Source organism: Kistimonas scapharcae (assembly GCF_039540975.1).
GTDB classification, from domain to species: domain Bacteria; phylum Pseudomonadota; class Gammaproteobacteria; order Pseudomonadales; family Endozoicomonadaceae; genus Kistimonas; species Kistimonas scapharcae.
This window is the reverse complement of the sequence record NZ_BAABFL010000458.1, coordinates 1-26,948: the sequence shown is the minus strand read 5'-3', so window position 1 is coordinate 26,948 and position 26,948 is coordinate 1. Positions and strand designations below refer to the sequence as shown.

Below are 26,948 nucleotides of genomic sequence, written 5' to 3'. Positions count from 1 at the left end.
TATCTTTAAATGGTACAATGTTTTGTTTCAGGCATTATCGTTTTCGGTGATTTTTAGTATCCAGTTTGGTATTCATTGAGGAATCGGTGTATTCACATAAAATTATGCAAAAGTCTTACGGATGCATCTGTGTTGAAAATAGATGATGAACATCATTTGGTCTCGAAATCGGCAAAATCAAGCTGAATTTTTTTGTTTCTGCAGCATCGCCAAGGGCATAGGCAATTCAACGGTAATATCCGCAGCTGGTCGGCAGCAACAGGGCAGGATTTTACCCTCAGGCACAAAGGCGATAGGTTCTTCCAGATACTCTACAGCCCCTTCGACCAGATTGATCTGACAGCAACCACAGAACCCCTGACGACACTGGTATTCCATTTCAAGGTTCTGGTGTTCCAGCGCTTCAAGCAGGGTATGTTCGGAGCGGGGAATGAAGCTGTAACCGTCGACGATTTTAACGATGTTGGCCATCGTACCTTTCCCTTGCTGTCGCCCGGTGCCGGGGCGGGTGAAAAAAAAGCGCCCGGATGGGCGCTGTCAGCAGGTTACAACGAGAAATCGCTAAAGTCTTCAGACTGCAGGTCGCTGTCGATCTGGCCCACCAGGTAGGAGCTGACTTCAACCTCCTGGGGCGCCACCTGAACGTTATCGCTGTTCAGCCAGCTGTTCATCCAGGGCAGTGGATTCTGTCGGATGCTGAACGGGGCGTCAAAACCGATGGCCTGCATCCTCTGGTTGGTGATGTATTCGACGTACTGGCTGAGAATTTCCTTGTTCAGGCCGATCATGGAGCCGTCCTTGAACAGGTATTCTGCCCATTCTTTTTCCTGCTCGGCGCCGGCGATGAAAATCTCGCGGGCTTCTTCGCGCAGCTCTTTGGCAATCTCGGCCATTTCAGGATCATCCTTGCCTTCCGCCATCAGCTGCAGGATATGCTGGGTGCCGGTGAGGTGCAGGGCTTCGTCACGGGCAATCAGCTTGATGATCTTGGCGTTGCCTTCCATGGTGGCACGTTCCGCAAAGGCGAAGCTGCAGGCAAAGCTGACGTAGAATCGGATGGCTTCCAGTACGTTAACAGACATCAGCGTCAGGTATAGTTTGCACTTGATGTCGCGGACAGAGACGTTGATGGTCTTGCCATCCACTTCGTGAGCGCCTTCACCCAGGGTGTGATACCAGTGGCAGGCTTTAATCAGTTCGTCATAGTAACAGGTGATTGCTGTGGCCCGTTTGGTGATGGCTTCGTTGGAGACGATGTCATCAAAGACCTCTGACGGGTTGGGTACCACGTTGCGCATGATATGGGTGTAGGAGCGGGAGTGAATCGTCTCGCTGAAGGCCCAGGTTTCAATCCAGGTTTCCAGTTCCGGTAGGGACACCAGCGGCAGCAGCGCCACATTGGGGGAGCGGCCCTGGACGGAATCCAGCAGGGTCTGGTATTTCAGGTTGCTGAGAAAAATGTGTTTTTCGTGTTCTGGCAGGCCGTTGAAGTCGCTGCGGTCATTGGAAAGATCCACTTCCTCCGGACGCCAGAAGAACGACAGCTGCTTTTCGATCAGTTTCTCGAAAATGCTGTAGCGCTGGACGTCATAGCGCGACACGTTCACGTTGCGGCCGAAAAACATGGGCTCGCGGGTGGCGTCGAACTGTTCCTGGTTGAAGGTTGTATAAGCCATAGTCGGTCAGGTTGTCCTCAGCGGCAGGCCGCCGGAAGTCAGTTATCTTGTCGGTCAGTGGCTGTCACTCTGCGGGCGACAGCCGTTGTTTTTGTCGCTATTCGATCATCAGATCTTGCAGGCGCCGCCGGCGCAGCCGTCGTCGTCTTCCTTATGGTTCTCGTCACTCGCACCGTCACGGGTGTTGTGATAGTACAGAGTTTTGACGCCAAGCTTGTAGGCCGTCAGCAGATCTTTGAGCAGCAGTTTCATGGGAACTTTGCCCCCTTCGAAACGGCTGGGATCGTAGTTGGTATTGGCAGAGATGGTCTGGTCGATGAACTTCTGCATGATGGCGACCAGCTGCAGGTAACCGTCGTTGCCGTTGATATCCCAAAGCAGCTCGTAGTTATCACGCAGGCGCTCGTATTCCGGCACCACCTGCTTAAGGATGCCGTCTTTGCTGGCCTTGACGCTGACATAGCCCCGCGGTGGTTCAATACCGTTGGTGGCATTGGAGATCTGGGATGAGGTCTCGGAGGGCATCAGTGCTGTCAGTGTGGAGTTACGCAGGCCATGCGTCTTGATGGATTCGCGCAGGGCTTCCCAGTCGCAGTGCAGGGCTTCGTCGCAGATGCCGTTGACGTCATCCTTATAGGTATCGATAGGCAGGATACCCTGGCTGTAAGTGGTTTCGTTGAATTTCGGGCAGGCACCCTGTTCCTGGGCCAGACGGTTGGAGGCTTTCAGCAGGTAGTACTGAATGGCTTCGAAGGTCTTGTGGGTCAGGCCGTTAGCGGAACCGTCGGAGTAGCGGACTCCGTGCTTGGCCAGGTAATATGCATAGTTGATAACACCGACACCCAGAGGTCTGCGACCCATGGTAGAGGTGCGGGCGGCTTCCACCGGGTAGTCCTGGTAATCCAGCAGACTGTCCAGTGCGCGGACAATCAGGTCGGCCAGTTCATCCAGTTCATCCAGGTTCTCCACCTTGCCCAGGTTAAAGGCGGCCAGGGTGCAAAGCGCGATCTCCCCGTCAGGGTCGTTGATATCTTTCAGCGGCTTGGTGGGCAGCGCAATTTCCAGGCAGAGGTTGCTCTGGCGGACCGGCGCCACGGCCGGGTTGAACGGGCTGTGGGTGTTGCAGTGATCGACGTTCTGCAGGTAGATGCGACCGGTACCCGCACGCTCCTGGGCGAACAGGGAGAACAGCTCCATCGCCTTCAGGGTCTTTTTGCGAATCGATGGATCCTGTTCGTACTGGACGTACAGGGCCTCAAATTTTTCCTGGTCTGCGAAGAAGGCATCGTAGAGTCCGGGCACATCACTGGGTGAAAACAGGGTGATGTTGCCGCCCTGGATCAGTCGCTGATACATCAGGCGGTTCATCTGGACGCCGTAATCAATATGGCGCACCCGGTTCTCTTCTACGCCGCGGTTGTTTTTCAGGACCAGCAGGTTTTCCACTTCATAGTGCCAGAGCGGGTAGAACAGGGTAGCGGCACCGCCACGTACACCGCCCTGGGAGCAGGACTTCACGGCAGTCTGGAAATATTTGTAGAACGGAATACAACCGGTATGGAAGGCTTCACCGCCACGGATTGGGCTACCAATGGCGCGGATGTTTCCGGCATTGATGCCGATACCGGCACGCTGGCTGACATATTTCACAATGGCGCTGGCGGTGGCGTTGATGGAATCCAGTGAGTCGCCGCATTCAATCAGGACGCAGGAGCTGAACTGGCGGGTCGGGGTACGCACGCCGGACATGATCGGGGTCGGCAGTGACAGCTTGAAGGTGGACACCGCATTGTAGAAACGCTGAATGTAATCCATTCGGGTGTCTTTCGGGTAGCCGGAGAACAGGCAGGCGCCGATCAGCATATAAAGGAACTGCGGGCTTTCGAAATACTCGCCGGTGACTCGGTTCTGCACCAGGTACTTGCCTTCCAGCTGCTTGACGGCGGCATAGCTGAAATCCATGTCGCGGCTGTGATCCAGGAAGTTGTCCATTGCGTCGAACTCTTCCCGGGTGTAATCCAGCAGCAGCTGGTTGTCGTATTTTTTCAGTTCCACCAGGCGGACGACGTGGTCGTACAGTGCCGGCGGCTCAAACTGGCCGAACGCTTTCTTGCGCAGGTGGAAGATGGCCAGGCGGGCGGCCAGGTACTGGTAGTCAGGGGTTTCCCGGGAGATCAGGTCAGCCGCGGATTTGATCAGGGTTTCGTGGATATCGACTGTCTGGATGCCATCGTAGAACTGAATATGGGATTTCAGCTCGACCTGAGAGACGGAGACATTGTCCAGCCCTTCGGCAGCCCAGGCGATAACGCGGTGGATTTTGTCGAGATCCAGCCGGTCCTTTTGTCCGTTACGCTTGGTGACCTGAAGATTTTTGTTCATGAAGCCCTGTACCTGTGATCACTATATCTTGTGGTGCCTGGAATGTGGTGGTAAGCAAACGTAATGCCTGTCAGCACGCCGTTTGCGGGCACCGGCGACCTATTGTCTGCTGTTTCGATGGCGCAGAAACGCCGCACTGACGACCGGATTAGCCCCGGGCGGGTCAGTGGTTATTGGTTCATTCATGGAACCCCTCCCTGGTTTTGACACACTGCGCAAGACCTTGTTGCTCTACTTATTCCTGGTCTGGTGTCATCCTTGCCGGCCGAGAGCCGTTTTGCAGGATCTACAACATATTGGGTAATTAAAACGTATAAACACAAGATAAAGCGGTATGGCCAAGTTTTCAAGTTGGGTCATACCCGTGGGGACTGTGAATAAGGTGTGAGTAATCCCGAAAGGGTTAGTGGTCGCACACGCAAGAATTTCGATTCCAGCGATGCTCACTGAGGGTTGAGCCAGTGTACAACCCCGACCTTCAGCAACACTATATTTTTTTTCAATCAACATTTGTTTAAGGATAGATTTTTTCTTTATTTCAGGTTTCAGGCTGATCCACTATATCTTGTGGTTGGTGTCAATGATTTTTTTGAGGTGGGTATTGTGTTTCGTTGTTACCGGATATAAGGAAGGCATACGGCTCAAATTGTTACAGAGGGTGACGAAGGCTGTTCTGGTTACAGATTGCAACAGTCATTATCATAAGGCATCGGTAAGCTATGCCTATCGTAATGTTGCAGGGGCCAGGCTGACGTCAGGCGTCAGTATTCTGTCACTCGACAGGCACCTGTTTAGCCGGTTTAGACCAACTGCTTGTGGAAACGATTGTGGAAAATGCCGACTCCGGACGCATTCTCATTGTTGAGGATGATGAGCGTCTTGCCGCTTTAACCAAGGAATACTTGGAAAACAACGGGATGTCTGCCGCTATCGAAGGTGATGGCGCCAAGGCGGTTGCCCGTATCCTGGAGGAACAGCCGGACCTAGTGGTGCTGGATCTGATGCTGCCGGGTGAGGATGGTGTCTCTATCTGCCGTCGGGTACGGCCAGAGTACAGCGGCCCGATCCTGATGTTGACAGCCAGGACCGATGATCTTGATGAAGTCCTCGGGCTGGAAATGGGGGCGGATGACTATGTCGCCAAGCCGGTGCGTCCGCGGGTGCTGCTGGCCCGGATTCGCGCCTTGATGCGTCGTCGGCTTCCCGCGGTCGAGAAGACGGAAGAAACCGGCGTCATTCGCCTGACCTTCGGTAATCTGGTGGTGGACAGCGCCATGCGCGAAGCCTGGCTGGAAAACCAGAGTGTTGATCTCACCAGCGCTGAATTCGACCTGCTCTGGCTGCTCTGTTCCAATGCCGGGCGTGTGTTGAGCCGGGAAGAGATTTTTGAAAAGCTTCGCGGCATCGAATACGACGGCCAGGATCGCTCCATTGATGTGCGCGTCTCCCGTATTCGCCCCAAGATCGGTGATGACCCGATGCATCCCCGGTTGATCAAAACCGTCCGTTCCAAAGGCTATCTGTTTGTCAAAACCGGTACGGACTGAGTGGCGTTGTGAGCAGTATATTTCTTCGCATATACGGCGGCCTGCTGTTTACCTTGGTGCTGGTCGCCGTCCTGTCGGGTATGGCGCTGACCATTATTAATGGCGTCAGGCTGCAGGATTACCGGGAAAGCACCGCCCAGGGCACATTCGGGATGATGGCCTGGCAGTTGGATCGGTTGGAGCCGTCACAGTGGAACGCCAGAATGCTGGACTGGGGGCAGCGACTGGGGATTCCCCTGGAGGTGATGCCCGATGACCAGTCAGGTCTCAGTCAACGGATGCTGGATCGGTTGTCCGGTGGCCGCGCCATTGTGGAATCCAACAGTGATGACAGCTTTCTTGTGTTCTCCCGCATTAACGCGCAGACATTACTCGTCGGTACGGTGACGGATCTGACCGAACAGCTGGCTTCGGGGAACGCCACACTGACCCGTAACTGGTTGCAGTCATTTCCTGCGGCTGAGCGTGAACAGGTGCTGTCAGGGCTGGGGCAGCGTCTTTTCAAGTATCCATTGACATTGATGGATCCGCCGGTTGTGGGGCTAGGGCCTCGTCAGCTGGCATTGTTACGTACCGGTTATCCGCTGGTGATGTTTAATCCCAATGGACGAACCATGACCATGTATGTCGGTATGGAAGGCGATTCGCGTATCCTGCGCATGGGTCCGGTGGAGTTACTGGATCTTTACCCATTCCGGCTGTTGGCTACCATCGGCCTGTTCATGCTGGTATCGATGAGTATTGCCATATATGTCCTGGTGCGAGGGCTGGAGCGACGGTTGCGCAAGATGGAGGAGGCAGCCACCCAAATATCCCGGGGTAATCTGGATGTCCGGGTCAACATGCATGGCTCTGATTCCATTGGTCAGCTCGCATTGGCCTTTAATGGCATGGCCAGTCATATCCAGCGGTTACTGAGTATTCAGAAGGAAATGATTCGTGGCGTGTCCCATGAGTTACGCACCCCGGTGGCGCGACTCCGTTTTGCCCTGGAAATGGTGGCTGATGCGGAAACACCGTCTGAGCGGGAGCAGTACATCAACGGGATGGATCACGACATCGAAGAGCTGGACAAGCTCGTTGATGAGATTCTGACCTATGCCAATCTGGAGCAGGGAACGCCGGTCATTCGCTATGAACGGGCTGATGTTGATCATATTGTGGCCCAGGTGGTTGAAGAGCATCGTCGTCTGCAAACCCGAATCACTATCGAACATGTGCCGTGCAAGGCGCTGGAGCACCGTCGTCGGATTGATGTGGATAAACGCTATATTCACCGGGCAATCCAGAATCTGGTCGGTAACGCCTGCCGCTATGCGGAATCGACGATCAGGGTGAGTTTCAGTGTCAGCCATGACAGCTGTCGGGTGGATGTTGAAGATGATGGTCCCGGCATTCCTGAGGAGCAGCGCGACCGGGTGTTCACTGCATTTGCGCGGCTGGATGACAGCCGCACCCGCGCCTCAGGCGGCTATGGGCTGGGATTATCGATAGTGCGTCGCATCATGAACTGGCATAACGGCCAGGCCATGGTAGGCAAAAGTGAGACGCTGGGTGGCGCGCAATTCAGTCTGGTCTGGCCCCGGCGTCAAGGGAGTCGATGAAGCGTACAAACAATTCCGCTTGTGAGGTGACGCCCAGTTTGAAATAAATGTTTTTCCGATGAATCTTCACCGTGCCGGCGCTGATGTTCAGTTCTGAGGCGACGGAGGCGGTGGAGTGTCCTTTCAACAGCAGGCGGACGATTTGCTGTTCGCGCTGGGTCAGCTGATCTTGCCCGAAGCCTGAGAATGCCTGCTCAACCATTGAGCCGGGAATCTTTTCGGTGCACGGCGATGCATCGTTTGCCTTATGATGGTGCCAGACACTGATCAGGGTCTGGTTCACGAGGGCCTGCAATTGTGCCAGTTTTTCCAGATCCCGTTCGCAGAATGTACCGCTGTCGTGTTTTCGCATCAGTGAGAGGACGGCCATTGCTGTCCCCGATACAGGACAGAAGTAGCCGATCTCTTCCGCCAGGCCGGTGCGTTTGTAATAGGACAGGTAATATTCGCTGAGATAGAAGTGGTCCGGGGCTAATTGACGCATGCGGTACCAGCCTTCACTGGTGCGGTCGACACAGGCCTGGTAAAAGGGATCCAGCAGGTAAGGGCCTGCCTGATAATCACCAACATAGATGTTGCGCTGCCCTTCCGGAAAGGAGTCGTACAGGTCGATAGGCGGCGTATTCTGTTCATAGACAAAGACCACGCAGTCATCAAAATGTGTGATGGTGGTCAAAATATTGCACAGTTTTTCCAGTCGCTGACGGTCGGGACGTGCTGTGATCAGTCCCGCGGTCAGTTCGTTCCACGCCTGGGAACCGATGTCCATACTAACGGCATTCATGGCATTGTTTTTTATTTATTCGCTTAAAACTACCGGTATTTTAAGCGTGGTGTAAAGTCTGAAAGCAGAATGCGTACCATATTCCAACAGGATGTTACGTTCGCCTGGTACGATACCGGTCACAGATTTTCATTGAGTTAATACAATATATCCCCAGAGGGATATGTACAGAAAAAAAAACACCTGCGTACGATGACAGTGTTTTCAAGGATGTGAATGGAGACTGTTATGGTGCCAGGTAGTGACCCGCAAGCCGATGTGGAATTTCGTGCTGTCAGCAAGCGCTTTGGGCAGGTGGTTGCGGCCAGTGATCTCATTTTTTCGGTCAGAAAAGGTTCGTTTCACGCCTTTCTCGGGGCGTCGGGTTGTGGCAAGACAACCACGCTGAGGATGGTGGCGGGCTTTGAGCAACCGACCAGTGGCGACATTCTCCTGGCGGGGCAGTCGGTGACTGGCGTACCGGCCTACCGTCGTTCTGTGAACATGGTCTTCCAGCACTACGCACTCTTTCCCCACCTGAATGTCAGCCAGAATGTCGCCTATGGGTTGCGCTATGCACGCCCCAGGCCTGACAGCCGTGACCAGGCGAAAAGGGTGGCTGAGGCACTGGATATGGTTCGCCTTGGAGAGTATGGCAATCGCCGTGTCTGGGAGCTGTCCGGTGGTCAGCAGCAGCGTGTAGCCCTGGCGCGGGCGCTGGTGAATCAACCCAAAGTCCTGTTGCTGGATGAACCCCTGGCGGCCCTGGATCGCAAGCTTCGCAAGGAGATGCAGACCGAATTGCTGCGGCTCCAGCGTGAAGTGGGCATCACCTTCATCATGGTGACCCATGATCAGGAAGAGGCGCTGTCCATGAGTGACCAGATCAGCATCATGCATGCCGGTCAGATCATTCAGACCGCATCCCCCCTGTCGCTTTATGAGTCGCCAGCCAACCGTTATGTGGCGGATTTTGTCGGTGAGTCCAACTTCTTTCAGGGGGAAACCCGTTCCGTCAGCAATGGTGAGCTTGAGCTTCAGACTGCCCAGGGGGTGACACTGCGCAGTCCGTTGACACCTGCCAGTGCCTACAGTGCAGAAAACCGTTATTGCATTGCCGTGAGGCCGGAAGCCATGTCGATTCTGCCATACCAGGCCCAGGCTTCCGGGCTGGATGTCACGGTGCCTGGTCAGATTGAGGATCGGATTTACCTGGGGGATAACACGGAATATCGCGTTAAAACCGATGTGCTGGGGAATGTATCCGTCAGAGTGCCTAAACACCGGATGGCTGAAGCGGCCGCTTTCCAGCGCGGGGACAAAGTGACCGTCGGTTGGCAGCAGCATATGGGGTTGGCCCTGGCCGAGGAATCCGTGGCGGCCTGAGAAGTTGATGTCGTTCTGTGCAGCCCAAAGCGCATAAAAAAACAATAAACAACAATAACAAGGAGTGGACTATGGACAGCATCGATCGCAAGAAATTCATGCGTGAATTGCGCAGTTACACCAATGGCTCCATCAGCCGGCGACAGTTCCTGGGGCGTACAGGGCTGGGGTTGGCAACCGCTGTCATGGCATCCAGCATGCCCGGGCTCATGGCCGGCCGGGCTTTCGCGTCGGACAAATCGATCGGTGACCGGGTCGTGCTGGCCACCTGGCCGAATTACCACGCCCAGGATAACTTCAATGCCTTTGCCAGGGCGAGCGGTGCCCGGGTGCATGTCAATGTGTTCGGATCCAACGAAGAGATGCTGGCGAAGCTGCAGGCAGGCGGTAGTGGCTGGGATGTTTTTGTACCCACCAATTACACCCTGAGTACCTATGTTGATCTTGATCTGATTGAACCACTGGACCTGAGCAAGTTGCCAAACTTTCGGCCGGGCGCGTATGAAAAGCGTTTCATGGAGCCGGGCATCATCGATGGCAAGGTGTATGCCGTGCCCAAGAACTGGGGAACCACCGGTTACGTCCTCAACAGCAAGAAAATCACCTCCAGCCCGAGTACCTGGAAGGAATTCTGGGATATCACCATGGGTAAGGGCTCCGGCCGCACGATTGTTCATGACTACCAGCTCACCACGATTGGTAATGCCCTGAAGTATTTTGGTTATTCCTTCAACTCGGTGGATCCCAATGAGCTGGCGCAGGCTGAGGAACTGTTGCTGAAGGCCAAGCCCCATCTGTTCGCGATTACCAGTGATTATCAGCCGGCCATGCGTAATGGGGATGCCTGGATGTCCATGTGCTGGACCGGCGATGCATCCCAGCTATCACGGGATATGCCGGAAATGCAGTATGTTCTGGGTACGGAGGGTGGTGAGCTCTGGAGTGATTTCTACGCCATCCCCAAAGGTGCCAAGCATCGGGATGCTGCGTATGCCCTGATCAATTACCTGCTGGATCCGTCGATCAATGCCCAGGAAGTATTGGCCCATGGTTATCCCAGCGGTGATCGGCGCACGGATGAGCTGTTGCCGGCGGAGATGCTGAATGACCCGATCATGTACCCGGCGGCTGAATTGCTGGATGCCCTGGAGTTTGGCGCAGCAGCCACGCTGACCCATCCGCTGCGGGCGGAGCTGATTGCCCGGTTCAAGTCAGCCTGATTGCCCTGTGATGTAACGTTGGCAGCCAGCTGGCTGCGACCTGCCTCCGAAAAGGGGGCAGTTTTTTTCACCTGCAAGGAATCCTGTTGATGTCCAGCACTGTTTTGCCTGGCCAGGAGTCGCTGCGACGGCGGATTACCGCGCTGCTCCTGTTGCCATCCACACTCTGGTTCTTATTGCTGCTGATCATGCCGCTGGTGGTGATCCTGGTCTACAGCCTGGGGGAACGTGCACCGGAAGGCGGCTATCAGGCCGCGCTGACCTTTGAGCACTACCTGAACCTGGATGCCCGGTTCAGTGCTTTCAAGAATACGCTGACCCTGGCGCCATTGGGTACGCTGCTTTGTTTGCTGGTGGCGTATCCCCTGGCCTATTTTCTTGCGCTGAAGGTCAAGGGCGCCCGTTCCCTGCTATTGACACTGGTGATCGTACCCTTCTGGACCAGCTTCCTGATCCGAACCTATGCCTGGATATTTATTCTTGGAGGAAAGGGGATTCCCGCGTTGCTGGAGATGGTGGGGATTGCCGATGTCCGGCTGATCAATACCCCGGTGGCCGTACTCATTGGCATTGTTTACGGCTATCTGCCGCTGATGGTGTTTCCCATTTATGTGAGCCTCGAAAAACTGGATAAACGGTTGCTGGAAGCGTCCAGTGATCTGGGGGGGAATCCGGTATCGACCTTTTTCCGCGTGACCCTGCCGTTGTCAGCACCGGGGATCATCACCGGTGCCATGCTGGTTTTTATCCTGCTGATGGGTGAGTTTTTGATACCGGCGATTTTGGGTGGTGGAAAGGTGTTTTTTGTCGGCAATGCCCTGGTGGATCTGTTCCTGCAATCCCGTAACTGGCCATTTGGTTCTGCCATTGCGGTGACACTCGTGACCATCATGCTGATCACCATTGCGTTTTACCTGCGCCTTACCGCCAAACACGGAGGTCGGCACAATGTGTCGGTAATGTGACCATGCTGAGACTGTATTCCGGGGCTCTGTACCTGTTTTTGTATACTCCGATTGCGTTGATCATTTTGTTCAGCTTTAACGCCGGGAGACATGCCACCTCCTTTACCTGCTGCTCTGCCGAGTGGTTTGCCCGGGCACTGGATAACCCCTTTATTACCGAAGCGTTGCTTAACAGTGCGGGGGTTGCCTTGGTTTCTGCGCTCATCGCCACGGTGTTTGGCACGTTGGCGGTCTTTGGGCTGGAGCGGGTCAAAGGGCCGCTCAGGGTCTTTTATGACGCACTGACGTACTGTGCGATTATCATCCCCGGCATCGTGATCGGTATTGCCACGCTGATCGCCCTGGTGACCACCTTTAATGCCGTGAATCCTGTGCTGGCCGCCGTATGGCCGACGGCCTGGGGCGAGGCGCCGAGCCTGAACATGGGCTTTGGTTCAGTGATTGCCGCCCATTCCCTGTTTACCATGGCGCTGGTGATTGTCATTGTCAGAACCCGGGTGCAGAGCCTGGACAAGGCATTGCTGGAAGCATCGGCGGATCTTTATGCGACACCGCTGCAGACATTCTTTTCCGTGACCCTGCCTCAGATTGCACCGGCGATCATTGCCGGCTTCCTCCTGGCATTCACCTTCAGCTTTGATGATTTCATCATCGCGTTTTTCCTGGCCGGCTCGGAAACCACCTTGCCGATTTACATTTTTTCATCCATCCGGCGCGGTGTGACACCTGAGATCAATGCCATCTCGACGCTGATTATAGTGTTTTCCCTGGCGATGCTGTTCACGGCCCGCTGGCTGGAAACCCGTCGACAGCCGACCGCCGCCTGATACCTGATAGAGGTGCCCCCGAGAATGGCGCCGTTACTGAGAAAAAAGGATTGACCATGCAGGACAAACTTTACATCAACGGGGAGTGGGTGACGCCCGACCTTGGGCAAACGTTCCCGGTCTTTGATCCGGCTTCCGAAGCACAGGTTCATGCCGCTCCTGCCGGCAGTGAGGAAGACATCAACCACGCGGTCAGTGCGGCACGTCAGGCCTTCGAAGGTTCCTGGCGGCAGACCACGGGAAAGGATCGCGCCGCTCTGCTGAGCGCCATGGCGGATGAGCTGGAGCATCGGCTGGAGGAACTGGCACGTCTTGAAGTGCTGGATAACGGCAAGCCTTTGCCGGAGGCGGTCTGGGATATTGAGGATACTGTGGGCGTATTCCGGTATTACGCGGAGCTGGCTGTGGGGCTGGATGATCAGCGCACGACAGAGGTCGCCTTACCGGACCCCCGTTTTCGCAGTGTGGTTCGTCGGGAACCGGTGGGGGTTGCCGGCCATATTATTCCCTGGAATTTCCCCCTGTTAATGGCAGCCTGGAAGGTGGCGCCTGCGATTGCAGCCGGTGCCACCATGGTGCTCAAACCCTCGGAATTGACACCGCTGACCGCTCTGGAGCTCGGCAAAGTTGCTGATGCCGTAGAGCTTCCGCCCGGAGTACTCAATATTGTCACGGGACTGGGAAAAACGGCGGGGGCTCCGCTCAGCCAGCATCCGGGTGTGGACAAGATTGCCTTTACCGGCAGTGTTCCGACCGGGGCCGGCATCATGTCGGCCTGCTCACGGAGTATCAAGAATGTCAGCCTTGAGCTGGGGGGGAAGTCTGCCTTCATCATCTATGACGATGCGGACATTGACGCTGCTGTGGAGTGGATACTCTTCGGCATATTCTGGAACCAGGGCGAGGTCTGCAGTGCTACGTCGCGGTTAATCATCCATGAAGCGATTGCAGACCGCGTCCATGATCGCCTGAAAGAAGAGGCCCGAAAGATCACCATTGGCCATGGTATGGACGAAGGCGTGTTGCTGGGGCCTCTGGTCAGTGTCGGACAGTATGAAAAAGTGCTCAATTATATCGAACACGGCAAGCGGTCGGGCCTGTCTTTGCTGACGGGAGGGCAGCGTCCGGAGCACCTGGAGAAAGGGTATTTCCTCGAACCCACCATCTTTACCGATGTCCCTGAAACCAGCTCACTCTGGCAGGAAGAGATTTTTGGGCCGGTGCTCTGTACACGCACGTTCCGGGATGAGCGGGAAGCCATTCGGTTAGCGAATAACACGCCTTATGGGCTGGCCGCTGCCGTCATGTCGCAGGATCCGGAGCGCTGTACCCGCACGGCCAATGCCCTGCGTGCCGGCATCGTCTGGGTTAACTGCTCACAGCCCACGTTTACGGAAGCCCCCTGGGGCGGCATGGGGCACAGTGGTATCGGCCGGGAACTGGGGCAGTGGGGGCTGAACAATTACCTGGAAACCAAGCAGATTACCGAGTACACCAGCCGCAAACCCTGGGGATGGTATCTCAAGTAAACCGCACAGACCCACGACGCTGCAGTGTGTTCGTCAGGAGGTGGCTGCGGAATAACCCATAAAAACAACTGAACAGGGAACAGGGGAAAAGCATGCCAAAAAGTCGCATGGCTATGTCGCCATTAACCAATATTCTTCGGCGTATACACCGGGCGCACCGGTTTTCCGATCAGTCCGGCATACCGCTGGATGAAGTGCTGGATCTCCAGAAAGACGCCCAGAAAAAGGCCGATGCTGAGCTGGAGTACCAGCGGGAACGGAGACGTTTTCTCAAGGCGGCGGGCCTGACGGGGCTGGCCATGGGAATGGGGTTGCCGACACTGGCGGCAGCGGCCCAGGGCGGTAACGGCGGAAACAACGGGGGTGACCGTGGCAAGGTCATCGTTATCGGTGCCGGTGCTGGGGGCCTGCGTACAGCACACCGGCTCAAACAGTATGGTGTCAGCAGTACGGTCTATGAAGCCAATACCCGTATTGGCGGACGCCTGTTCAGTACCCGCGGTTTTTTTGCGGACGACATTGTGGTTGAGCGCGGCGGAGAGTTGATTTCCACGGAACACAGTTATGTACGTAACCTTGTCCACCAGTTGAACCTGGAGCTTGAAGATGTGGGTGGTGGTGCGTCGGGCGGTGGTGAAGAGATTTTCTACCTGAATAACAGCCTCTATACCGAAGCCGAACTGGCCGAGGACTGGCGTGCGATTTTCCCCCTGTTCAAGGATGCCGAGAGCGCGGCGCCCTGGCAGCCCACCTACGATAACTTCAATGCGGAACATCAGCGCCTGGACTGGACGCCGGCGCCTCAATGGCTGGACGAGGCGGGGGTTGGCAGCAACAGTAAACTGGGTCAACTCCTGTTGGCCGATATTGTCAGCGAGTATGGTCCTTCGGCCGATGTGCAGCAGGCGCTGAACCTGATTTATCTACTGGCATGGAATTCCATCAACAGTCCGCAACCCCTGGCGGGGACCGATGAGCGCTTCCATATTGTGGGTTGAAACGACCGCCTGATTCACAGTATGGCGAATGAGTTGCCGGTGGACAGTCTCCGTACCAGCAAGGTGTTAACGGCGATCCGTGGGCCGGCGGAAGGCCCGTATACCTGTGTCTTCTCTGATGGGACGACAGACAAGTGCGACCACCTGGTGCTGGCGATTCCGTTTACCATCCTGCGTGATGTGGATATTGATCCACGGATCTGGAACAGCTTCCGTCCGCAGAAACAGATGGCGATCCGTGAAATGGTGCTGGGTGACAATGGCAAGCTGCACCTCGAGTTCAACAGTCATGCGTGGAAGCAGGAACGCATGATCAATGGGCATCTGGTGAAGGGGAATGGCCGGAGCTACTCGGGTCCTGAAAGTTATATCTCGATGTGGCAGGCGGATGTCCATAATCCCTCATCGCGGGGTGTCCTGTGTAATTACACCGGTGGGTACTGGGGACGTAACCTGACGGCATCGACACCCTTTAACATTGCCGACAAGAAAGATACCAACCGCTTGCTGGGCGAGCTTGAACACGTCTGGCCTGGATTGACAGAAACCTATACCGGCAAGGCGCTGGTCACCAAGTGGGTGGATAATCCCTGGTCCAAGGGGGCGTTCTCATCACCCACCCTGGGGCACCACACGACGTGGTGGGGTGCACAGTGGGAGCGGGAAAGTAATATCCACTTTGCCGGTGAACCCTGCTCCTATGAGTACTGGGGCTACATCAATGGTGCGATTGAGTCAGGTGAGAATGTGGCCAAGGTCATTGCTCAAACCTAAGGGAAAAAGTGTATGTGTCGTGTAGGGGCGGGTAATTGTAAAGATACAGATTGTTACCCTCAAAAGGTGGAGTTGTCCGTCCGTATTTGACATGATTGACAACGCAGCTTTGTCAGATTAGTCAAAGATGCAAGTGAGGTTGTAGTTGGAATTTTATTCCTGATTATTGTTCTTGTCTTAGGCTCACCGTTTGGTGGGTCTTTTTTTATCCGCTGATAGCGTCTGCCTCTGGCTGTGGTCTGCGAATCTGGGGCAGTGTCTTGAAGCAGGTTGCTTTGGCCGTTTTGAGAAAATCTGCCATGAACGGCATATCCCGCTGTTCTTCCCGAATGGCCGCGTAAAGCGTTGACCATAAGCCTTTCTCGCCCAGTTTCAGTGCCTTTATATATCCTTGTTCCAGGTATTCATGCATGGCCCAGTTAGGCAGTGCGCAGACGCCCCGGTTGCTGACCACGAGCTGAACCATCATGACGGTCAATTCCGTGAGGCGGATGTTGGCAGGTTCGGCATTCGCTGGATCCAGGAATTGCCGGAAGATAGCCAGACGCTGCCGTTCGACGGGGTAGGTGATCAGAACCTCCTGCGCCAGCTGTTCCGGACGTATGCAGGCTTGGCGTGCCAGGGGGTGGCGATTACTCACGGCCAGCAGCATTTCGTAGCGAAACAGAGGCTCGTAGTGGATGCCAGGTAATTCATCAGGGTCTGAGGTCACGACGAGATCAAGATCACCACGGGTTAGTGCTGGCAGTGGCGTGAAGTTAAAGCCGCTGGCCAGATCCAGTTCGACTTCCGGCCAGTGGTCACGGAATTTGTCCAGCGTCGGCATGAGCCATTGGTAACAACTGTGGCACTCAATCGCCATGTGCAGCCGGCCTGACTGGCCGCCTGCCAGCCGGGCAAGATCCCGTTCCGTATTCCGAACCGTGGGCAGAATATCATCCGCGAGTTGTAGTAGCCTGAGGCCTGCCGTGGTGAAGCGCAGCGGTCGGGTTTTGCGGATAAACAATGCCTGCCCGAGCCGTGCTTCCAGGTCCTTGATCTGGTGGGAGAGGGCTGACTGGGTCAGGTGTACCCGTTCGGCGGCTTCGACCAGGCTGCCGCATTCGCGCAGGGCTTCCAGGGTTTTGAGGTGACGGATTTCAAGCATGACTATTAGAAATTCTCATTGTTATGTTTAGAAATATGAGATTGATTCAATTTTAACCGGCTTCCAGAATACGACTCAACCGGTCAGGAGTGACCAGGTACACATAAAAACCAGAAATCGACAGACGAGCGTGGGAGTTACAGGAATGGCGATTGCACATGTGCCCGGTTTTGCCTGAACTGTCATAATATATATCACCATATATGTATTCAGGTCATGGTAATGTGCGCAAAAAACAGTCGAGTCTACAGCTATGTCCGCTTCAGTACACCTGAACAGGCTGCTGGACACAGCCTGCAGAGACAGATGGATTACGCCAGAAAGTATGCTGAAGAAAACGGATTGGTGCTGGATGAAACACTAACACTCAGGGATGAGGGACTATCTGCATATCATCAGCAGCATTTGAAAAATGGCGCACTTGGGATTTTCCTCAAAGCGGTAGACGAAGGTAAGGTCTTGCCAGGATCAGTCTTGATTCTGGAAGGTCTTGACCGGTTGAGTCGTTCAGAACCAATACAAAGCCAAGCGATACTTTCCCAGATTGTGAATGCTGGTATTACTGTCGTAACGGCCAGTGACAGTAAAATTTATAACAGGGAAAACCTCAGAAAGAATCCGATGGATCTGGTCTACAGTCTGTTGGTGATGATCCGGGCGCATGAAGAAAGTGCGACAAAGGCGTTACGCGTAAAACAATCCATTAAAGCGAAAATTAATCAATGGATAGATACAGGTAAGGGGCCAATAATCCATTTGGGTAGTGATCCATTCTGGCTATCTATGAATGAGCAGAAAAATGGGTTTGATTTAAGGCCTGAAATGGTTGATGTGGTTAAATTTATAGTTATGAAATATAAGAAAGGCTGTGGTGTACATAAAATAGCTAGTGAGTTGAATAAACGGTTTACCCACCATTGTAAGCATCATACAAAGAATTGTGTATGGAAAACTGAGTCGGTTAGAGATCTTATTAGGAATAGGTCGTTAATCGGCGAGAGGTACTTTAATCTGGATAATGAGAAGTACATTATCAAAGATTATTATCCATCCATAATTTCAGTAAGTGAATTTTTAGAGTTGCAACATTTTATCAATACAAGAGCAACGACTAAAGCACAATCTTCAATACCTTCATTTCTAACAGGTATGAGGCTGGCTTATTGTGGATATTGCGGAAGGAATATGATAGGGCAGAATTACATTAAGAAAATTGGTGAAAAAGGATTCTCTAATAATTGTTTTCGTAGAATTATGTGTTCACGTAATGCTGGAGGTGGCAAGTGTCGTTTTCACAATAAGTCAACAAGTATTGTTTGTGTTGAAAATGCCTTGTTAAGATATTGCGCAGATTTTTTGGATTTTAGCGTTATTGCTGGAGAGGTTGATGACAGGAAGGAATTGCAGCTAAAGGTAAGTCAGAACAGAATTGAGCAAGATGTAATTACCGAAAAACTGAATCGCATGGTTGATCAATTTTCTTTGATGGAAAAAGTTCCTGTCATATTTGTTAAGAAGGTCAATGACCTAGAACAGCAACAAGCTAGGCTAGCCGAGGAATATGAGAGCATGCAGGCTGAACTGTCAGTATCCAATACTAATAATCAGGACGTGGCGGAACGCTGGAAGCAAATATCAACCAAAGCTGAGGAACTGGACGAAGAAGCCAGGCTTGTGATCCGCCAGTTAATCAAGCGTACCTTTGCCCGAATTGACGTTTTCCTGTTTGGCTTTGATGGCAATGATGCAAACAAGCGTGTAGATCTGGTACTGCAATTTCATAATAAGGTCAGGCGCATTCTGGAAATTGATAAGAAAACAGGTGAGTTTTCTGTCAAGACAGATTTCAGAGATGAAGTGATCGGCGCTGGTGGTTGAGTACCTCTTACCGTAGCGAATGTGTTCTCCTAACGTCTGAATACCTGCAACCGGCCATAGCGCCGGTTTTTTTGCATCCGATTCTTGACTTCAGTACTGATCGTCTGCAGTGAGGCCTGCCGCGATTTTCCACAAGCCTATGCACCGAAACGGTGGATAACCGAGAACGCCTTTCAGGAGGCGCAAAGAAGCTGTCTGAGGCGTGATTGGTTGAAGATAGCAAAAGTTATAGGTTGAGGGGGGTACGTGGCTGAAATCGTCTTATTTTAAGTCTGAGGTGCAATCTACAATAAAAGTCCGGTCAGGTGTCGCAGTCTGACCGGACAAACTGATGCAAGAACATCGTTGGAACATTTAGCATGTGTGAGTCTAGCACTAAAGAGGAAGGCCTTTATCTGTGTGAGGCTATTCAAATTTTGAAGCTTATGGCCGATGAGAACTGCCATACTCTTCAAATTTTTAAATCCTGTCTACTGACAGCCATCAATCATTTTCGCGTCATATCCTATTGCTTGATTGTGGATTCCTGGCTTGAAGATGGTAGTGGTGAGTTTATCACGCTAAGTATCAGCGAAAGTGACCTGATTTCTCTGATCCACGACCAGTGTCTTGAACCAATTTCTGAAGCCTATCTGTTGCACCGTCTGCCAAACCCAGTTGTGGAGGAGGTTCTGAGGGAACAGTACAGGGCGCAGTCCAAAACGCCGGGGGAATTTCTACGAAAGGTCAGAGATCTCGACGAATACATTTCTTACCTGCAACAGTCAAAGCCATCACCCGTTAAACAAACAACACGGCAGTTAGCTGAATCTTTATTCGACCAGTTGCCTCATAAGCATGGTCGAGGTGCTGAAGCATTTGAATGTCTCTGCCAGCATCCAGATGTCGAAGTGATTATTGACGAAATTTGTGACGGTGATGACCGTCGTGTCCGCATTAAAGGGACGCAAGAACAGCCGGTCACTAAGAAAACTGTAGCCAACTGGTTCACTGAAAAAAACAAATCCTGAATTATCCGGGAATATTCCCGGAATATGCGGGAAAACCTACCTGCCACTCTTTCCCCTGACATGAAAAAACCGCACCGGTGGCGAGCCGGTACGGTTTTGGATCAATTGAATGTCTCAGCAGTTGCAACATGAGGATCAATCATGAAGCGGAAAGAGTATAGCGCCGATTCTGTCATTCTGATTACCAAGGCTGACACCGAATTCCCTTACACAATCCTGCCTAACGCGATGCTTCAGGATCACAGTCTGTCTTTAACAGCCAAAGGCCTGTTGTCGTTGTTGTTATCCTTGCCAACACATTGGCGGGTTCGTCGATCATGGTTGCGTGAGAAATGTACTGAAGGCAGGCGGCGAATCGACCAGGCATTGCGTGAGTTGCAGCAAGCCGGATTTATCCTGTGTGAACAGGAGAATCAGGCAGGTCGTTTTCGACCGGTGATTTACCGTGTTTATCCAGTTCCCCAAGGCGAACACCGCTGTACCGCTTCCGGTATAGCGGTAAATGAAAGCGAAATAGCTGGTAATGCCAGTGCTGGCGCAGGATGCAACAGAAATGGATATAACACCGACCGCTGTACCGCTTCCGGTATAGCGCTTCATCTATTAGAAAATAAACATTACATAGAAAATAAACAGTCATTTCCTGGCGAAAATGACCACATATCGAAAAAGCCAAAATCTGAAATTCCTTTTCAGGCAATTGTTGATCAGTACAACAGGATACTCGCACCGCTTGGTTGCCAGCGCTGCTTGAAGCTTAGTCAGAAGCGCATTGCAGCAATCAGAAGACGGTGGAAAGAGTCACCGGCACTGCAGTCAATTGACGCTTGGTCAAACTATTTCACCACCATTGCAACACATCCGAACCTGGCATGGCTACGAGGCAATAATGGTCGAGGGTGGGTTGCCAGTATTGATTACCTGATATCTGAACGAGGATTCCTGAAAGTCACCGAGCAGTCGCAATCGGAGGTAATTAACCATGTCTATCCGTCAGGCAGAGTTCAACACGACCGCGAATCAACTGCTGAAAAGTCCAGCCGGCAAATCAGGGAATACCTGGCAGAACAAGGAATCAGCGAGGATGAATTCGCTTACCACCTTGGTCTGGAAACGACTCACTGATATCTATGGTCAGCGGTTTGTCAGTCAGCATGGGCCGGTAGGCGGAGAAGGTTTCCGTACATGGTGCCGCGAACTGCGAGGATTGAGTAAAGCGGACATTGAACGCGGTCTGCATGAACTTGAGAAACGGGTTGAACAGGCATTTCGTAGTGGCATTACGGTGTTTCCACCTTCCGCGATTGAATACAAGGCGATCTGTCAACCAGCCAGTGTACCGGCGGCGCACAGGCCATACCGGCCAGCATTGCCTGAAACAGAGGAGGCGAGACAGGCAAGGATTAAAACCGGCCAACACTATATCAATGAACTGAAGGAAATATTGGCTCGCAATGAATGAACAAATCGAACCATTCTCTGCAATGGATGAGGCATCCATGCTGGAACTGCTTCATGTAAGTAACTATTCGGCTGATGGTCATGTCATCAACGAATTTTCATTAGGTAATGGCAACCCAGTGACGGTAAACCGCCTGTTCAAGGATCTGGTGAAGACCATCGCTAATAATCTGCTACCGCATGAGGTTTATGGCGATAAAGGTCTGAACCAGCCGGATTTTGGGTCGTTAAATCTGGATATTAAGGCCAACGACGAAGGTGTAGAGGTGATGCTGAACAAGAGGCCTGTCAAATTGGGTCTCGTGGATCAACAAGGCAATATCGTCCTGAACGACAGCCTCGTGATCTACCAAGAGGTTTTCAATGAGGCACTTTATCGCTGGAACAATGGGCCATGTAACAGTAGGAGAACGGCATGAACATAGAAGTTGATCGACAGAATCATAAAGTTCACCTGAGACACCAAGGCGAACCCGTCACTTTGGTACTGCTCAATCATAGAGGCAAGATTCTAAAGCATTGTAGCAGCGACAGCATCTACAGAAGTGTCGTCAAAAAGGCCATCAGTCAGTTGATGTGGAAGATCAGCAACCGCCGGATCGCCTGAGTAACCCGGGACTCTTATAGAGTCCCGAAACCTTATGGGGCATGGGGGACAACTGCTTTTCGGAGAAAACCATGCTTACCAATGACATCAAATACGACAAGACCCTCTATCCCCGCATTGCCGTCATACCTGAACTGGTACAGAAATACGTTCAGGACATCGACCACCTGCCGCCGATTGAGGTAGACCAGAATAACCGGATCATCGACGGCGTTCATCGCTGGATGGTGCACTGCAAGGATGGCCGGACTGAAATAGAAACCATCGTCACTCGGGTTACCAATGATGACGAGTTCCTAGAACTGGCAATCCATCGAAATGACAGCCACGGACAGCAACTGTCTCAGGATGATAAGCGGAAAATGGCAATCCACCTGTACAAGAACAAGGATGCCCGGGAACGCAAAGGCAACAAGGAGGTATTAAGCCGGATCTTATCAACCACAAAAAGAACCTTAGAACGGTGGGTTTCTGACATTGACTCTGCTGAAAATGAAAAAAGAGACAGTGAAATCAAGATATTATGGATGGGTTGCTATGACGAACAAACCATCGCAGACAAGGTTGGAGTTACACGCCAAAGGGTAAATCAGAAATTAGAAAACTTAGCAAATCTGAGACATTTGTCGCAAAATTGCAAACTTTCCGCCACCTATCAGGAGCCAGACTTTGAGATCCCGCTGTACAAAATCTGGAATGACGCCAGGTTGACCAGCAAGGTCGGCGCAGACCATTGAGTCATTACCTGCCAATTTCAATACAGTGGAACCAACAACCCGGTCATTGGAACCGGGAATTGGTGCCGTCATGTAGTCATTGCCACTCGGAGAAAGGAGGACAGGCCAATGAAGAAAACATGACGATATTGAAGACCACAAGTACCGGTACTTAATCAACAAACAGGGTATATCGGCCAATATGCCTTAAAGACCGACGTTAAACAGTGAGTGGTGCTGCCTTGTTTCGACAAGGCAGTCATATTTGCTGGGTTTGCCATAATTAACGGAACTTTTAGTCAATTATCAGTATTTGCAATGCCGTGGGAGCCCGGAGTCTCAGGTAACGCCAAAGGCCGATCACCTGGACCAAGATCGAAAGTCATTGAAACCTTGCGTAAACCGCTTGAGAAGAACGGTAAGGCCATTATCGCCAAAGTGGTAGATATGGCGCTGGAAGGCGATCCGCAGGCGATGAAGATCTGTTGTGACAAATTGCTTCCGAACCTGCGAGGTGCAGACCAGGTGGTTGTCGTTGACGGCATTACCGGTAATTCAAGTATTACCGAAAAGGCCGAGGCGATAGTCAATGCCACCGTGACAGGTAAGATTCCACCGGATCAGGCTACATCGCTTTTGTCGGCGTTGGCTAGTTGCTGCAGGATTATTGAGGCCGGTGAGTTATTGGCTCGCATAGAGGCACTGGAGGCACAACTGGGACAATGACCGGACTGAAACCAAGAGTTGACCTACTGGAGGCCGCAATCAACCCGCCGGAGAAAGTGAATGTTGCGGGTATAATGACCGCCGTTCACCACAAGGCTAACCGGCAGCACGATCTGAGACATGCAGGCAAGTGGACGGAACTGGAAAGTTATCTGATAGAGGATTTGCGCGAGACTTTGCAGGAGGCTCAACAGACACGCGACTGGTTCTTGCGGATAAGCAAAAGGCCAGAGTCAAAGAATACCAGGCATCAGAAATCAATAAGATCACTCACATTTGCCTGCTTGATAAGAATCCTTGATGAACTGACGAGTTGCCGCAGGCATGAGACGATGACAACAGAACGCAAACGATACGGTAACGATTACCTGGATCACCTGGACGCATTGGAAACGGATACAGTGCAATGGCAACTCATAGACGAAGCAACTGCAATTCTTGAGGATACAGACCTGTGACCGGGAAACTGTTATCAAGACTTCAGAAATTGGAAAGCCGTATCAGTCCGCCTGATGACCTTGCCGCCTTTCTGCAGGAAGGGATCGACCGGCGCTACCGGCAATGGTGCTTTCGCCGTGATGGTCGGTGGGACAAGCTGGAGGCGGATCTGCTGGAGCAATTGGCAGACCATGTGAGGTCGGCGCAGGCAAGCCTTGAATGGCTGGAGAACCATCCGAAAGCCAGCAAGGACAAGCGGAGGCTGATGGCGGTGTCATTCAGCCTGCTGGCGCAGCAACTGGCCATGGTAAAGGCCTGTCGTAGCCAGCAGGTAATGATTGCCACAGTGCAGCAACCGAAGCCGGAGCAGTGGCCGTCATTGATCCTGGAGGCGCTTGAACTTCTGTAACAGTCTGGTCAGCCTCGATAGCCGATCCGTTATCCGCTTTCTCCATGGTATCGAGCCAGTGGTATCAGAAGGCGGAGTGTTGCAGAGAGGCTTGAATCTTTCGCGGGGAATGATGTGCATTGTAGGGCCGATCCACCCACCATCCATGTCGCGTCGCATCTTGGCGTATCGGCGAATCTTGGGTGATAACAGCCGGAGTTCATCGGACATGTCCAAGCATCCATTCAAAGTGTTTTCCGGGTACTATAACCACTACCATGCGTAACCTGAACAACCGGATCAGCCGACTTGAAAGCAGCCTGCTGGATAGCAGGGAAGCGACCATTCAACGCTGGATCAATGAGGCGGAGGAAATATCCAAATGTCCTCACGACCAGTTACCGGAATGGTATGATCCACATCCTGATGACTGTCAGTGTCGCCTGTGTGTCGGAATAAGAGAAGCTGAGGAGTTGTTTAAAGACCATGACCAGCAATCCGCATGACCTTGATAAGCCGATCATGCCGCAACGGCCAAGGCCTGCCAGCTATCCATCAAGGTATGGATTGACTGACAAGCTTTGGGTTGTGGGACTACTTGTTATCGGATTGTTGATCTTGCCGGTGGTACTACCTATTCGACGATTCTGGAACTATTGTCGTTTGTTATTTGTTATATGGCTTAAGTAACTCATAAAGATCCTTGAGGAAGGGTTGCTCGTCTTCTGGATCAATATATTCACCTATGATGGTTTCTATTTTACTGGCCTTTCCATGATAACCTTCACTATTACCCGTTATATTTTGTAACATGAGTTCTATGGAATGGTCCGTGAAATTATGATCTTTATCACTCATATACCTTGCTCCTTGGCTGTCTTTACAATTAGTTAACCGCTATGGGAACGCGCGCACCTCGTTCAATCTGAAAGATCCCCTAGCGCATTGTCAGGCAGTGATGACCAGTCCCCATATAGAGCCGGCCATGTAAACCCGCCGGACTTCTCAGGCCATAGCAGTTGCTTCAGGTGAACATGAGCAGGCTTATGACAGACTCATGCCTACGCACGACAGGATTACACCCAGCCGTCCTGCCGTGGGAGCTGAAGCAGGTCAACTCTATCGTCTTACCAGGCAATAAACCAGTAGGTCGGTTCCAGGTATTGCTGGGTGATGACGCTGTACTCGCGACGAACTTCACCAACAACAGTATCGGCTTTCTTATAGCGGATCATTGCTGGAGACTGGCTTTTGTCTACCGCCAACCCGGAAAGACTTCCCAGTCTGATTTGAAATTCCGTCTCATCAATCTGTTCAAGCATATTTGTTGTCTATTCTGAAAACAGTAGGAACCAGATGGCAAATGGACATGCCAGCATACCTCATCAAACCGCTACAGCGAGACAATCCTGCCTGGGAACAGTGGCAACTTAATGTCACTGGCTTTCTGGCGCAAGGTGGCTACGTCGTCATCGCGGAAGACCCGGAAACGGCAAGGCATCAGGCCATAATTGACTTCAGCCATATACCACTGACGGACGCCAGCCTGGATGACCGGCAGCACCCGTTCCTCGATCCGGATCTGGCAGAGGTGGTTGAAATTACCGGCCATAGTGACCGGTGACTGACCAGTACCTCCTTCCGTAAGTCTTTCTACCATCGTCACAACACAACGGAACGCTTAAAATCGTTGATATTTGCCTGCTGGGGGAGTTATGGCTGAGGAATATTTCAAAAAGAATGAAGATGGACGGTGGGTGCTGGAAGGTGAGGATGCCATAGCGTTATGGCAGCAAGGAGCAGACGTATGGAACGCTGCGGTAGCCAAACATCCTAATGCGACTGTTGATTTTGAAAGCTTTGACTTCTACCACAAAAAAGGAAGTATATCTTTTGCAGGGTTCGACTTCCCAACAGGGACGGTTAGCTTCAGCCGTGCGTTCTTTGGTGATGTTAGCTTCCGATATGCGAATTTTGGTGACGGTGATGTTTTGTTCCATAAGACAGGTTTTTTACATGGAAATGTTGACTTCACTGGCGCAACCTTTGGTAGTGGTCAAGTTCATTTCCTAGGTGCCATATTTGTAATCGCTCGGGGAACACCATCTACCATCTATCGTTCTGATCCGGATACTGGAAGCCTGTCATTCATCCGGGAGGCTCCATGTCCGCAAAACGTGATTTCTGGTTTCAGCACATCAACGCCTGGCAAGTAAGTGATTTGAGTCAGGCTGAGTATGTCCGTCAGCATAATCTTTCTGCGAAATGCTTCGGTTATTACCGTCGTCGATATTTCCAGTCCCTGCCTGCTGAAATGGCAGAACCAAAGCGCACGTCCCTGCTGCCAGTCCAGATTGATAATGATTCGGAAACTCTGTCTGAGAATCAGGGCAGTATTTTTCTGACAACGCCTGGCGGGTATCGCATAACGCTGTCTTCAGGTTTTAACGCCGATGCATTGCAAAGGGTTATCCGAGTACTGGAGGCGGTATGATTGGAGACACCTCCCACCTCAACGTTTACCTTGCTCCCGGTGCCACGGATATGCGCAAGTCCATTGACGGTCTAGTGCTCTTGGTTAGTGAAACCCTCTGCCTTGATCCCTTCACCGAAAGCCTGTTCGTGTTCTGTAACCGGGGACAGGACAAGCTCAAGATTCTGCACTGGCAGACCAACGGTTTCTGGCTTTATTACCGACGGCTGGAGAAAGGCAGGTTCAACTGGCCGACACAGGGGCAGAATACAAAAGTCATAACTCTGAGCCGACGTGAACTGAACTGGCTGCTGGACGGCCTGCCCATTGACCAAAAGGCCGCACACCCCGTGCTCCGTTACCAGACCGCCGCCTGATCACCATTGCCATGACCTGCTGCAAGACAATGGTTTCCTGTTTTGCCGGATACTGT

General features: G+C 52.4%; 30 protein-coding genes. 23 read left to right on the top strand and 7 right to left on the bottom strand.

Annotation, left to right across the window (positions count from 1 at the left end; translation table 11 throughout):
• Positions 1-177 precede the first annotated feature (177 nt).
• The 3 genes from yfaE to nrdA form a co-directional block, all read right to left on the bottom strand.
• Positions 178-471 carry a class I ribonucleotide reductase maintenance protein YfaE gene (yfaE, locus tag ABD892_RS20855; protein ID WP_345198059.1) on the bottom strand — a complete coding sequence of 98 codons (294 nt, stop codon included), beginning with the start codon at positions 469-471 and terminating at the stop codon, positions 178-180.
• Between the two features lie 74 nt (positions 472-545).
• Positions 546-1,676 (bottom strand): class Ia ribonucleoside-diphosphate reductase subunit beta, encoded by a 1,131-nt coding sequence (gene nrdB / locus ABD892_RS20850; protein WP_345198058.1) that lies wholly within the window; start codon positions 1,674-1,676, stop codon positions 546-548.
• 108 nt (positions 1,677-1,784) lie between these two features.
• The gene (gene nrdA / locus ABD892_RS20845; protein ID WP_345198057.1) at positions 1,785-4,058 is read right to left on the bottom strand and encodes a class 1a ribonucleoside-diphosphate reductase subunit alpha; all 2,274 of its coding nucleotides are present in this window, start codon (positions 4,056-4,058) and stop codon (positions 1,785-1,787) included.
• An 827-nt stretch (positions 4,059-4,885) separates the two neighbouring features.
• Here nrdA and ABD892_RS20840 point away from each other — a divergent pair.
• On the top strand, positions 4,886-5,605 hold the full coding sequence (locus ABD892_RS20840) for a winged helix-turn-helix domain-containing protein (protein WP_345198056.1): 720 nt from the start codon (positions 4,886-4,888) through the stop codon (positions 5,603-5,605).
• An 8-nt stretch (positions 5,606-5,613) separates the two neighbouring features.
• A complete protein-coding gene (locus ABD892_RS20835; RefSeq protein ID WP_345198055.1) occupies positions 5,614-7,209 on the top strand; it encodes an ATP-binding protein in 1,596 nt (531 codons plus the stop codon).
• On the opposite strand, the gene ABD892_RS20830 is transcribed toward ABD892_RS20835, so the two are convergent.
• Complete coding sequence (locus ABD892_RS20830; protein WP_345198054.1) at positions 7,172-7,993, bottom strand: LuxR C-terminal-related transcriptional regulator; 822 nt, start codon at positions 7,991-7,993, stop codon at positions 7,172-7,174. The two genes, ABD892_RS20835 and ABD892_RS20830, sit on opposite strands and share 38 nt — an antisense overlap.
• A gap of 228 nt (positions 7,994-8,221) precedes the next feature.
• Here ABD892_RS20830 and ABD892_RS20825 point away from each other — a divergent pair, with 228 nt between their 5' ends.
• From ABD892_RS20825 to ABD892_RS20795, 7 genes are all read left to right on the top strand, one after another.
• Positions 8,222-9,358: an ABC transporter ATP-binding protein gene (locus ABD892_RS20825; protein ID WP_345198053.1), complete on the top strand. Its 1,137-nt coding sequence runs from the start codon at positions 8,222-8,224 to the stop codon at positions 9,356-9,358.
• Positions 9,359-9,429: 71 nt separating this feature from the next.
• On the top strand, positions 9,430-10,578 hold the full coding sequence (locus tag ABD892_RS20820) for an ABC transporter substrate-binding protein (protein WP_345198052.1): 1,149 nt from the start codon (positions 9,430-9,432) through the stop codon (positions 10,576-10,578).
• Between the two features lie 89 nt (positions 10,579-10,667).
• Entirely contained in the window at positions 10,668-11,543 is an 876-nt protein-coding gene (locus ABD892_RS20815) for an ABC transporter permease (protein WP_345198050.1), read from the top strand.
• Between the two features lie 2 nt (positions 11,544-11,545).
• On the top strand, positions 11,546-12,370 hold the full coding sequence (locus ABD892_RS20810) for an ABC transporter permease (RefSeq protein WP_345198049.1): 825 nt from the start codon (positions 11,546-11,548) through the stop codon (positions 12,368-12,370).
• A 56-nt stretch (positions 12,371-12,426) separates the two neighbouring features.
• Complete coding sequence (locus ABD892_RS20805) at positions 12,427-13,899, top strand: aldehyde dehydrogenase family protein (protein ID WP_345198047.1); 1,473 nt, start codon at positions 12,427-12,429, stop codon at positions 13,897-13,899.
• A gap of 92 nt (positions 13,900-13,991) precedes the next feature.
• Positions 13,992-14,897 carry a flavin monoamine oxidase family protein gene (locus ABD892_RS20800; RefSeq protein WP_345198045.1) on the top strand — a complete coding sequence of 302 codons (906 nt, stop codon included), beginning with the start codon at positions 13,992-13,994 and terminating at the stop codon, positions 14,895-14,897.
• Positions 14,898-14,906: 9 nt separating this feature from the next.
• A complete protein-coding gene (locus tag ABD892_RS20795) occupies positions 14,907-15,671 on the top strand; it encodes a flavin monoamine oxidase family protein (protein ID WP_345198066.1) in 765 nt (254 codons plus the stop codon).
• A gap of 205 nt (positions 15,672-15,876) precedes the next feature.
• Here the strand turns inward: ABD892_RS20795 and ABD892_RS20790 are convergent, their stop codons facing one another.
• Positions 15,877-16,818: a LysR family transcriptional regulator gene (locus ABD892_RS20790; RefSeq protein ID WP_345198044.1), complete on the bottom strand. Its 942-nt coding sequence runs from the start codon at positions 16,816-16,818 to the stop codon at positions 15,877-15,879.
• A 216-nt stretch (positions 16,819-17,034) separates the two neighbouring features.
• On the opposite strand from ABD892_RS20790, the gene ABD892_RS20785 reads away from it, so the two are divergent.
• The 10 genes from ABD892_RS20785 to ABD892_RS20740 all read left to right on the top strand — a co-directional run bounded on the left by ABD892_RS20785 (position 17,035) and on the right by ABD892_RS20740 (position 24,548).
• Positions 17,035-18,696, top strand: coding sequence for a recombinase family protein (locus tag ABD892_RS20785; RefSeq protein ID WP_345198042.1), 1,662 nt, complete (start codon positions 17,035-17,037; stop codon positions 18,694-18,696).
• Between the two features lie 359 nt (positions 18,697-19,055).
• Positions 19,056-19,706, top strand: coding sequence for a hypothetical protein (locus tag ABD892_RS20780; protein WP_345198041.1), 651 nt, complete (start codon positions 19,056-19,058; stop codon positions 19,704-19,706).
• Positions 19,707-19,934: 228 nt separating this feature from the next.
• Positions 19,935-20,831, top strand: coding sequence for a hypothetical protein (locus ABD892_RS20775; protein WP_345198040.1), 897 nt, complete (start codon positions 19,935-19,937; stop codon positions 20,829-20,831).
• Positions 20,791-21,168, top strand: a complete 378-nt coding sequence (locus tag ABD892_RS20770) for a hypothetical protein (RefSeq protein ID WP_345198039.1) — start codon at positions 20,791-20,793, stop codon at positions 21,166-21,168. The genes ABD892_RS20775 and ABD892_RS20770 overlap by 41 nt, the downstream gene beginning before the upstream one ends.
• Entirely contained in the window at positions 21,161-21,586 is a 426-nt protein-coding gene (locus ABD892_RS20765) for a hypothetical protein (protein ID WP_345198038.1), read from the top strand. The genes ABD892_RS20770 and ABD892_RS20765 overlap by 8 nt, the downstream gene beginning before the upstream one ends.
• 259 nt (positions 21,587-21,845) lie before the next feature.
• Positions 21,846-22,511, top strand: coding sequence for a ParB N-terminal domain-containing protein (locus ABD892_RS20760; protein ID WP_345198037.1), 666 nt, complete (start codon positions 21,846-21,848; stop codon positions 22,509-22,511).
• Positions 22,512-22,808: 297 nt separating this feature from the next.
• Positions 22,809-23,216 (top strand): DUF5681 domain-containing protein, encoded by a 408-nt coding sequence (locus ABD892_RS20755; RefSeq protein WP_345198036.1) that lies wholly within the window; start codon positions 22,809-22,811, stop codon positions 23,214-23,216.
• Positions 23,213-23,674 (top strand): hypothetical protein, encoded by a 462-nt coding sequence (locus ABD892_RS20750; RefSeq protein WP_345198035.1) that lies wholly within the window; start codon positions 23,213-23,215, stop codon positions 23,672-23,674. The genes ABD892_RS20755 and ABD892_RS20750 overlap by 4 nt, the downstream gene beginning before the upstream one ends.
• Entirely contained in the window at positions 23,671-24,063 is a 393-nt protein-coding gene (locus ABD892_RS20745; protein ID WP_345198033.1) for a hypothetical protein, read from the top strand. The genes ABD892_RS20750 and ABD892_RS20745 overlap by 4 nt, the downstream gene beginning before the upstream one ends.
• 257 nt (positions 24,064-24,320) lie before the next feature.
• A complete protein-coding gene (locus ABD892_RS20740; protein WP_345198032.1) occupies positions 24,321-24,548 on the top strand; it encodes a hypothetical protein in 228 nt (75 codons plus the stop codon).
• 160 nt (positions 24,549-24,708) lie between these two features.
• Here ABD892_RS20740 and ABD892_RS20735 read toward each other — a convergent pair whose 3' ends face one another.
• A complete protein-coding gene (locus ABD892_RS20735; RefSeq protein ID WP_345198031.1) occupies positions 24,709-24,900 on the bottom strand; it encodes a hypothetical protein in 192 nt (63 codons plus the stop codon).
• Between the two features lie 269 nt (positions 24,901-25,169).
• Positions 25,170-25,364: a hypothetical protein gene (locus tag ABD892_RS20730; RefSeq protein WP_345198030.1), complete on the bottom strand. Its 195-nt coding sequence runs from the start codon at positions 25,362-25,364 to the stop codon at positions 25,170-25,172.
• A gap of 47 nt (positions 25,365-25,411) precedes the next feature.
• Here ABD892_RS20730 and ABD892_RS20725 point away from each other — a divergent pair, with 47 nt between their 5' ends.
• The 4 genes from ABD892_RS20725 to tnpB all read left to right on the top strand — a co-directional run bounded on the left by ABD892_RS20725 (position 25,412) and on the right by tnpB (position 26,892).
• A complete protein-coding gene (locus ABD892_RS20725; RefSeq protein ID WP_345198029.1) occupies positions 25,412-25,666 on the top strand; it encodes a hypothetical protein in 255 nt (84 codons plus the stop codon).
• Positions 25,667-25,757: 91 nt separating this feature from the next.
• Entirely contained in the window at positions 25,758-26,258 is a 501-nt protein-coding gene (locus tag ABD892_RS20720; protein WP_345198028.1) for a hypothetical protein, read from the top strand.
• Positions 26,207-26,536 carry an IS66 family insertion sequence element accessory protein TnpA gene (tnpA, locus tag ABD892_RS20715; RefSeq protein ID WP_345198027.1) on the top strand — a complete coding sequence of 110 codons (330 nt, stop codon included), beginning with the start codon at positions 26,207-26,209 and terminating at the stop codon, positions 26,534-26,536. The genes ABD892_RS20720 and tnpA overlap by 52 nt, the downstream gene beginning before the upstream one ends.
• Positions 26,533-26,892 (top strand): IS66 family insertion sequence element accessory protein TnpB, encoded by a 360-nt coding sequence (gene tnpB, locus ABD892_RS20710; RefSeq protein ID WP_345198026.1) that lies wholly within the window; start codon positions 26,533-26,535, stop codon positions 26,890-26,892. Before tnpA ends, tnpB begins: the two co-directional genes overlap by 4 nt.
• Positions 26,893-26,948 lie beyond the last annotated feature (56 nt).

Excerpts from the sequence above, each read along its gene's own strand:
- tnpB (WP_345198026.1), top strand. The coding sequence starts at position 26,533 with ATGATTGGAGACACCTCCCACCTCAACGTTTACCTTGCTCCCGGTGCC.
- ABD892_RS20820 (WP_345198052.1), top strand. The coding sequence starts at position 9,430 with ATGGACAGCATCGATCGCAAGAAATTCATGCGTGAATTGCGCAGTTAC.
- ABD892_RS20775 (WP_345198040.1), top strand. The coding sequence starts at position 19,935 with ATGCTTCAGGATCACAGTCTGTCTTTAACAGCCAAAGGCCTGTTGTCG.
- ABD892_RS20750 (WP_345198035.1), top strand. The coding sequence starts at position 23,213 with ATGACCGGACTGAAACCAAGAGTTGACCTACTGGAGGCCGCAATCAAC.
- ABD892_RS20815 (WP_345198050.1), top strand. The coding sequence starts at position 10,668 with ATGTCCAGCACTGTTTTGCCTGGCCAGGAGTCGCTGCGACGGCGGATT.
- ABD892_RS20760 (WP_345198037.1), top strand. The coding sequence starts at position 21,846 with ATGCTTACCAATGACATCAAATACGACAAGACCCTCTATCCCCGCATT.
- yfaE (WP_345198059.1), bottom strand. The coding sequence starts at position 471 with ATGGCCAACATCGTTAAAATCGTCGACGGTTACAGCTTCATTCCCCGC.
- ABD892_RS20730 (WP_345198030.1), bottom strand. The coding sequence starts at position 25,364 with ATGCTTGAACAGATTGATGAGACGGAATTTCAAATCAGACTGGGAAGT.
- tnpA (WP_345198027.1), top strand. The coding sequence starts at position 26,207 with ATGTCCGCAAAACGTGATTTCTGGTTTCAGCACATCAACGCCTGGCAA.
- ABD892_RS20810 (WP_345198049.1), top strand. The coding sequence starts at position 11,546 with ATGCTGAGACTGTATTCCGGGGCTCTGTACCTGTTTTTGTATACTCCG.
- ABD892_RS20735 (WP_345198031.1), bottom strand. The coding sequence starts at position 24,900 with ATGAGTGATAAAGATCATAATTTCACGGACCATTCCATAGAACTCATG.
- ABD892_RS20830 (WP_345198054.1), bottom strand. The coding sequence starts at position 7,993 with ATGAATGCCGTTAGTATGGACATCGGTTCCCAGGCGTGGAACGAACTG.
- ABD892_RS20740 (WP_345198032.1), top strand. The coding sequence starts at position 24,321 with ATGCGTAACCTGAACAACCGGATCAGCCGACTTGAAAGCAGCCTGCTG.
- ABD892_RS20825 (WP_345198053.1), top strand. The coding sequence starts at position 8,222 with ATGGTGCCAGGTAGTGACCCGCAAGCCGATGTGGAATTTCGTGCTGTC.
- ABD892_RS20780 (WP_345198041.1), top strand. The coding sequence starts at position 19,056 with ATGTGTGAGTCTAGCACTAAAGAGGAAGGCCTTTATCTGTGTGAGGCT.
- ABD892_RS20725 (WP_345198029.1), top strand. The coding sequence starts at position 25,412 with ATGCCAGCATACCTCATCAAACCGCTACAGCGAGACAATCCTGCCTGG.
- nrdA (WP_345198057.1), bottom strand. The coding sequence starts at position 4,058 with ATGAACAAAAATCTTCAGGTCACCAAGCGTAACGGACAAAAGGACCGG.
- ABD892_RS20755 (WP_345198036.1), top strand. The coding sequence starts at position 22,809 with ATGCCGTGGGAGCCCGGAGTCTCAGGTAACGCCAAAGGCCGATCACCT.
- nrdB (WP_345198058.1), bottom strand. The coding sequence starts at position 1,676 with ATGGCTTATACAACCTTCAACCAGGAACAGTTCGACGCCACCCGCGAG.
- ABD892_RS20770 (WP_345198039.1), top strand. The coding sequence starts at position 20,791 with ATGAATTCGCTTACCACCTTGGTCTGGAAACGACTCACTGATATCTAT.
- ABD892_RS20805 (WP_345198047.1), top strand. The coding sequence starts at position 12,427 with ATGCAGGACAAACTTTACATCAACGGGGAGTGGGTGACGCCCGACCTT.
- ABD892_RS20785 (WP_345198042.1), top strand. The coding sequence starts at position 17,035 with ATGGTAATGTGCGCAAAAAACAGTCGAGTCTACAGCTATGTCCGCTTC.
- ABD892_RS20800 (WP_345198045.1), top strand. The coding sequence starts at position 13,992 with ATGCCAAAAAGTCGCATGGCTATGTCGCCATTAACCAATATTCTTCGG.
- ABD892_RS20765 (WP_345198038.1), top strand. The coding sequence starts at position 21,161 with ATGAATGAACAAATCGAACCATTCTCTGCAATGGATGAGGCATCCATG.
- ABD892_RS20790 (WP_345198044.1), bottom strand. The coding sequence starts at position 16,818 with ATGCTTGAAATCCGTCACCTCAAAACCCTGGAAGCCCTGCGCGAATGC.
- ABD892_RS20720 (WP_345198028.1), top strand. The coding sequence starts at position 25,758 with ATGGCTGAGGAATATTTCAAAAAGAATGAAGATGGACGGTGGGTGCTG.